Source organism: Halorhodospira sp. 9621, assembly GCF_022228055.1.
Classification (GTDB): Bacteria; Pseudomonadota; Gammaproteobacteria; order Nitrococcales; family Halorhodospiraceae; genus Halorhodospira; species Halorhodospira halophila_A.
Map to the genome: position 1 here is coordinate 1 of NZ_JAJNRD010000054.1, position 8126 is coordinate 8126.

At 49.6% G+C, this 8126-nt stretch carries 2 protein-coding genes; both read right to left on the reverse strand.

Features of this window, described 5'->3' with window-relative positions; translation table 11 throughout:
* Positions 1–301: 301 nt before the first annotated feature.
* Positions 302–1843: a hypothetical protein gene (locus LRF89_RS12730; RefSeq protein ID WP_238637298.1), complete on the reverse strand. Its 1542-nt coding sequence runs from the start codon at positions 1841–1843 to the stop codon at positions 302–304.
* A 12-nt stretch (positions 1844–1855) separates the two neighbouring features.
* Complete coding sequence (locus LRF89_RS12735) at positions 1856–6805, reverse strand: AAA domain-containing protein (RefSeq protein ID WP_238637299.1); 4950 nt, start codon at positions 6803–6805, stop codon at positions 1856–1858.
* Between the last annotated feature and the right edge of the window lie 1321 nt (positions 6806–8126).

An 8126-nucleotide genomic window follows, 5' to 3' on the forward strand; every position in this document is an offset into this window, starting at 1 on the left:
AGATCCAGCGCCACACCGTGCGCATCGGTGGCCGCGACTTCGAGGGCGTGACCAAGCCATCACCGGAGCAACTGGAGCTGTTCAAAGACGTCGGCATCGAGGTCCCGAAACGGCCCGCCTGAGGGCCTGTTGTGGCATTTTTCGCTTACGAGGTGTAAGCAAAACGGGAAGTTACGCGATTAGCTGACGAACTTCGGAGGCCCGTTACCGACACAGCACGTGCGCGCGCGACACACAAGCGACCCTCCATCCCTATCACCTCCTGCTAATGTCGCCGTCCGGGACGAAGCCACATAAACAGTCACCGGCGATTCAACGTCAGTCGCGGCCGTCTCGACTGACTCCTAGGTAGCACGCTTATCATTTCTTCAAACACCTCTTGTGGCGCAACCTCGGTCTCCTCCGACGCCGGCCACACCTCCCACACCTTTCGGCCTTGGCCGAGCCAATGCCCAAGAAGCAACCTCGAGACACTCTTTACTTTCACCTCGTCCCTCGTAACGAAACCAAGCGGTATCGGGACCTCGGCTTCACTCTCCGGAAGATAGTAGACCAGCACCCCCGCCATCATCCCAGGGACCACAAACGCCTCCATACATGCCACCTCTTCCCTGAGGGAGACCACGACCCCCCTCTCAAACGCGTATTTCCCCCGAGGGCGACTGAGCCTTTTCTTCAGTTCTTTGCCATCTTCATAATTCCTATTCCCCACGAGTACGATTTCGCTTTTATGCCCTACCAAACTGCTCATCTCCCGCCTCACACGCGTGAACCCAGCAAACGTCTCTTCGTCACGGCCCCAAAACTCATTAGAAGGCTTTTGCCATATTATCTTGTTGGTTATTCCACTATTATCACCCTGGTGTTCGCTACTTTTTTCATGTGCCGCGGATTGCATTTGATATAATAGCGCTTCCAAATTATCACCTTTCAGGAAATGCCCCGCAATGGCAACGCTCTTTCCGTCATCGTAGGGCAGAACTGTTTCATTACAAAAATCCTCCAAAATACCCCGGCAATCCACTTTTCCAGCTGCTATACGCTTTGAGAAAACAGAATCTCCTACTTCCTTCACCAAAGACTCCGGCCACTCCGTGGCCAATATCGACTTCTTCTTTATCTTATCTATGCCCCTAGCCACTTCCTGAATTAAAGCGCGCCGATTCTCCTGAGCTGCGTCGCTATCAAAAACTCCGTACCGATGATGAGCTTTGGCCGGCGCCGTAGGATCGACCACAAGATCCACTGTAAGAGGAAACGAAAATGAATTCTCCGCATCTACTGCGGAGACCCCATAAATCGAGAGATTATCTCGCTCGTCTTCGCTAATATTTGTCTTATATTTATCAACAAACTCGTAAAAAGAGCTCACAAACACCTCCCGAGCTATTTCCCTTGCTTTCGATTTCTTTTCGTCATCCACCGCCTTTATTTCATGAAACAAACGAATGTTATCTGTTCGCACTTGATAGGGAATCAGGCTAAAACTAATGAAGTCCACCGCAAACCTCTCCTTCCAGTCTTCTACGTCTTGGAGGTGCGGAACTTCACCGCCGCCCTCCTCAAACCTCCGCGCCGCATCTTCAGTCAACCGCACATTCTCACCTTCGAATTCGATCAACCCCGCCTGATCCAAGTCTCTCATCAATATTGACATTTCCCGGTCACTAAAACCAAAGAAGCTTTGTAGCCCTCTAGAGGACGACGACCTCAATACATACAAAAGTCGCATCGTAAACTCTTTAACTAACGGCAACCGCTCATTCTTTGCAACTGTGAGCCTCACAGAAAACCGACGACAGGGAACATTGAAGGTTTGACTCAAAACTTCGATCATTCTCATTGTCCTTCCTTTTTAATTTTCGAAATCGCGAACTTCATACCGGGTATCGCCGCCCTTCTTTTCCCTGATATACCGATAGACGTCTCCGGGCGGTGTCTTCGACGACCCCCACGTAGTTGACGACCCGACGACAATCAACTTCTCCATTGCTCGCGAAATTGCCACATTAACACGTTCCGACCGCTGCAAAAATCCAACCTTTTGCATAGCGTTATTTCTTACGAGACTTAAGATAACGACCAAATTCTCTTTGCCCTGATAACTATCGATCGTATCAATCTTAATTAGCTCCTGGAACTTCTCCTCGAATGCTCGCTGCCTCAGCTGCTTAAGAAGCTCCCGTTTCTGGCCCGCATAAGCGCAAATAACTCCGATTGGTTTTTGCCCCCCCGCTAACACCTCGAACAACCGGTGAACCAACTCCTCATTTTCAGACAACTTCCTAAGGACTTCTAGAATTGCCCTTATTTCGGCCTTATTCACGAAACTTGTCAGCTCCCGACCTTCTGTATCTTCCTCCTTTACCTCCACAGCTGACTCTCCACATTTACGCGTATCTAGCCATAACACGTCTTGCCGAATGGGTTCTTCTTCTTTGGCGCCGCACAGAATGAAATCACTCTTTCTCGTTTGCAGACCCCCTGCCGACGCATAAAAAACATCAGACACCATAGCGCCTATCGGCTCAGCCATACGATATTGCTCCTTCAGCAGCTGCCCGAACTCCTTACCGTAGACGCTACGAATCGCTCTACTAAAGTCACTTTCAACGATGTCATTTTCTTCTACCGTGCCCCCCAGATCCTCACATGCCTTCCCGATTACAGGCTCCGTATACATCGGCGGTAGCTGCTGGTGGTCACCAACCAGCACGACCCGTCGTCCAGTTTGGCTTGGAACCGCTAGTTCACCGGAGCTACACCTAGCCGCCTCGTCAATAACCACCCAATCAAACTGCTCACTCGATATATTTAAATTATTACGTCCAATCCCTACGCAGGTGCCAGTAACCACTCTCTTAGTTCGTGTCAAAAACTCTGCGAAATTACCGTGCGAACTCGCAAGCGCGTCCACCCATTCGAAACCGATCTGAATCAGCTGTTCTAGTCGACGGACCGAATCCTCGTTAGTTATATTATGACGATTCACTAAATCATGCTTCATGAGCTCTACGGCTTCTGGTATATCAGAATCCTGTAAATACTCCTCAAACCGCTTCGATATTTTTCGTACGCGGCTCCGCATGCTCGTAATGATACCGTGTCGTGCTCGATTCACATCACGCGTCGCTCTGTCTTCGAGCGGTTCATCGTCTGACAGTGCCAAATATTGATCTACCAGCAGCTTCGTAGCGAGCCGAAGCCGTATTAACTGACTCACAAACTGATCCGGGAGGCCAATCGCGCTGCCGACCTCCTCCAACCGAGCGCGCATATCATTCCGAAATTCTTTTTGGTATCGCGCTTGAATATTATCAATATGAAATTTTGCTGATACCTCAGAGCACATCCCTATTGGGCCCACCCGGACCAAATCCAGACCCTCAAGCTCCCCCCCAAAAACGCTAATCAGTTTCTCCACGCAGTTATTTACTGCCTCGTGTGACTGACTAGTCAACAAGACGTTACTCTGGCCACCCCGAAGAAGCTGATATACCAACACAGCAATAAATAGTGTCTTCCCCGTACCCGGCGGCCCTTGCACAAGACCTAGGGGTCCGAAGTTTAGGACCTTCTCCAATGCTTTTCGCTGACTGCCATTTAAATCGAAACGCTCTTTTAGCTGATCTAGTGTTTCTTTGGAGGATTCCTGAAACACTCCTGGCGCCTCGCGCCGGCCCGCCATCCAATCAACAATATCGGGATATGTGGCTTTATGCTCCAAAAGCCTTTCTACCGCTTTCCGTCTTTTATCATACGACGCTTTGGCCAAAACTCCGTTTAGCCTCAGACGATCGCCAGCCTTTATGGGCTTCCAGAACTCCACACCCAAAATTTCATTGCTAGTGGATTCGGGCTTTATTTTTCCAACCGTCTGGTATTTATCGGTTGAGACCTTTTTTTCAACAATGGTTCGCTCATTTGAATCAAACTCAATCGGTTGATTGTCAACGCTTTCGTAAGTAAATATGAACTCCTTACCGCGTCGGCCTATGCGCTGCGGTTCCTCGGATACAGTGATTTCTGGTAGTACACTCACCTCGGCATTAATCAATGCCCGCCAGATTTCCTGTACACTGACTGTTTTATATTCATCGCTTTTTACGTCTTCATCGGCTTCGGTTGTATCGTATGCGTTATCAGCACCAGAGTCTTTATTGGGTTCCGGCTTTGTTTCCCTTGCCTCAAACTCTGAAACAATATCGCTCAACTGCCAGCCAAGCGTTTCCTCCACAACTCGCAGTTTTGTCGCGCTATCTGGAACAAATACTATAAAGGCTCGCAACCACCCGAGCGCATTTTTGCTGTTGTATTCACCAAAATTTGGTGCAACTAAATCTGCGGTATGTATACATGACTCCGCTTGGTTCCAAACCAATCGAAACGCCTGGCTAACCCCTACAATAACTACCTGATAAAGTAAACCTTTCTCTGCATCCAGGTTGAGCCTTTTATAAAGAGCGTCAGACAATGGGCGCACATGAACATCATAGTATTCATCATCAGGATAAAAAGGGGTCCTCGCGGTCACGTGTTTCCACGGCACTTCTAGTCGAATCAAATCGCACTTGTGGAGGCGCTCTAATGCTTGCTGTAGACTACTTTTCACTGCCTCCACAGATTTAATCGGCTGACACCGGCCGTACAATTCATTTATTTCATACTCTACATGTTCTAACTCTACGCTTTCGAATGAAACTAACTTGTCCTGGGCTTTTTCCCATACGGCGCCACCAAGGACCTCACTAACTACAGCTAATATGCCAAACCGATCCTGGGCTTGATCATTCCGCTGCTCAATCCGTTCGTCCCTGTACCTCGGCGTTCCGCACTCCTCTGCCCCCGCGCTCATGTCCGGGACGTCAATCGCACATACACGTTTCGTGTCCGTAGCTTGGTCGGTGAATATGAAAAGATTTTCTGGTTTGACATCTCCATGCGAAATGTCTAGGGCATGCAAAGTATCAATACACTCGATGCAGGCAAGCGCTGTTTTTAAACGATCTTCAAGGCTCAACTGCTCTTGATCTAGAAGGTTTCGCAGTGAGTGACCAGAGCACTCTTTGACAACCAGAAAGGGCCCAAAATCTGAAATCCCGAAATCGACTACAGACTGGGCGGCGCTAGGGCGGGAGTCTCTCAGGTGTGCCGCTGCATTCAAAAATCCTAGGAGACGAGAATTATTTCCGGAATCTTCGGCACTGACACGTACGTTTGGCCATACTTTAACGACATACCGCTCGCCACCGAGAGAGCTTAAATAGATATGCGTGTGGCTATGGCTAATGTTTTCTGCAAGCGGGTATGTGCTGTAAGGTATAATATTCTTTTTATATGAAGAAAGCTCCTCGATAAAAAGATCACTTGGCTTATTATGACTTTTGGTTGCCGCAACAAAATCTTGTTTAAAATCAGATGCCGTTTCATACCGGTCTTGGTGATCCCAAGTAAGCGCCTTCCCGAGAACACGTGTCAAATCATCTTTATCGACATCGCCGGTAGCTAAGTCGCCCGGAAGATTCTTGAAGTTTCCAACCCCGTCCTCAACTGGCAAATGGTCGCCAACTATAATAAAATACACAAGGGCCCCGAGTAGATAAACGTCTCTACGGTAAGGGTCCGAGTGCTCATCGAATTTATCTTCTGGGGTTACAACGCGGCCGGAATGCAGGACATCGCGAACTTTGCCGACAGTACTACCTTCCGGGTAAATGGCGGCCATCCAACGCGATAAACTAATTTCGAAATCATCGCCTGTCCAAACGCTCGATTCAGCGAGATCTCTGTGAGCGATGTTATGGTCGTGAAATCCGGCGCACACTGTCAAAAGATGATTTGCCAGCGTTATTCTTTCTCTAAGTGTTAACCGATGCTTAGACCTTTGCACGTAAGACTCGAGCAGATCGGATCCTGGCGGAAGCTCGTACAGCTCGAAAAAGTTACTTGAAAACTGGTCGCGCGGCATCTCACCTATGGGGGTAAGTAGTACGCTAGAGATTTCTTTTGGTGCAGCGTGCTTTGCGTAATCAATGACTTCCTTTTCACGGGAAATAATTTCTTCCCACGTTTTTCGACTGGAGTAGGTCTCCGGAAGCGACTGAAGGTTCCAAACCCTTAAAAGGGCGCGAGAGCGCTTTGAAGTCTCCCGTCTCGCAATAAACTCGTTGTAAATATCTTTGGCATGCTTGAAGATTGCGTCACCTTCGGGCACGAAATCGAGATAACGCATCTTTCTAGCATCGAAGTTTTTGACTGAGAAGAGCCGGTTAAAAGCTTCTTTTTCGTTCAGGAGAGAGTTCTTTCTAGGACGAACCGCGGGGAACACCTTGTTAAACTGGCTGGTCTCCCCTATTTTACAGAATTCGGACAACGTAACTGTAAACCCTTTGTCGCGCTCCGAAAGCTTTCTTGCGTCTGCGTTGCCGCAAAGAACAACTATAGGTGCTACATAAGCGTTCCCTATCGTATGCGATTCTTTTTCACGAATTATATTTTTTAATAGTTTGCATTTTCGGTCTGTTTTTGCGACAGGGGATTCGCCCATATCTTTATCGTTTAGGATCCATTTATCCCCGTCTGAGCGCAGATAGCCGTTATAATTTTTCAGCTCGACGAGTATAATCACATCTGGTGTTACCAAAACTAGATCAATTTCTCGATTCCCGTATTCGGCGTGTCTAAATTCGAGATTAGAGTATGCTAACCAACGGGGAGGCAGGCTTTCAGAGAGAGTCTGTAGTGCTGCAACCTCAGACTCGTGGAGCCCAGTTTCGCTAAGCTTTCTGATGGTGAGCTTTTGCATAGTGATGATTTCCAGTTTAAATCAGAAGACAACAGGGCAGAGGCAACGCAGGAACGCGAATGTAGCGGACCAGGGGGCGCTCGTAACTCGCTGCGCGCGGTTTAAGCTGCTGATAGAAAACGGACGGGACCCTTAATTGGCTAAACGTTCTCCCAGGGTCTTGTAGTCTGTTTTGCCTTGGGATAAAGATTTCATTACAGCGCTTTTTACAAGATGAGATGGCATGCCCCCTCTGGCGCTAGCGGAATAGGAACGCATTTTTTTTAAATTGAAGCAAGTTTTGATATTCATCCGCTTCTATTCGAACCTGCATAAACTTACCATTTTGGTTTCACAGGGGGGGGGATTAAAAAGAAGGGAGCGCGGTAAACGGATGCGCAGTGAAGGCGTCGGCCGACAGAACTTTTTCATTACTCGTGTGCGCACGAGGGATATCCTAGGCGATCAGGCGTATTAACTTGCAGCATGCGATAAAAAATCCGCACCGGGGCCCAAATATACGCGGCTGAAACGTAATGGTGTGCCTCGTTCGGCTGGACTCCTCTCCCACAGGGCGCGGGGAGAGGTCACCTCTGGCCAGCGCGCCCTCCCTTTTTCGAACGGCTATCCGTGTTGAACCCCATTCCGGGTTTCTGGCTACCTCAAGCGCAGATTTTCTTTGGAGCCCGTGAGGACAGCAGGCAGCTTCTACTCGCTGCGGCAAAACTGCAAAGCGACCCGTTGAGACCTTGTTCACTGGCGAATCCTTCTGGTGGCGTTGCCCCGGGTCCTGCGGCAGAGAGTTATTTTGCTGGACCAGCAGGGCCTTGCCGGCAACTTTTACCTCCACAAAGCCTGCCTCACTAAAGATCGCATGACGCGCCGATCCTTCGCTCCGGTGAGCGCCGTGCTAGACGGTGCACGAGGCGGCGGCGTAGGCCGCCTCGGCCGGCCTCCCGCCTCGTCATGAAACAAGCGAGCGGCCATGCCCAACGGCCAAGCATGCACCATGATCACGCTTGCTCTCTAACCCTTCACGGAGCAACACCAACACCACCAACAGTCTGCACCGGCGCCCCCGTTAAGCTCAAACAGTATGGCCCGGGCAGGGGGACACTCCTAGTCAAGCACGCCTACTTATCAAAGGTAGTATCAGGGTGCTAAAGAAGGGGATGTAGGTGTGCCCGAAACAATCCTGAACCCGGAAAATCAACGCCCTAGCCGCCGCCAGGCGGGTGCCTACTGGAGTTCTCCCCGACTTTTCAGCACGGTCTATGGGGAACCTGCCGGATCACCTCGACGCGCCACTCCGGGAGGCCTTGCTCGATTGCGCCCTTGATAA

Bases quoted from the DNA above. Each gene is read 5' to 3' on its own strand.
- LRF89_RS12730 (WP_238637298.1), bottom strand. From the start codon at position 1,843: ATGAGAATGATCGAAGTTTTGAGTCAAACCTTCAATGTTCCCTGTCGT.
- LRF89_RS12735 (WP_238637299.1), bottom strand. From the start codon at position 6,805: ATGCAAAAGCTCACCATCAGAAAGCTTAGCGAAACTGGGCTCCACGAG.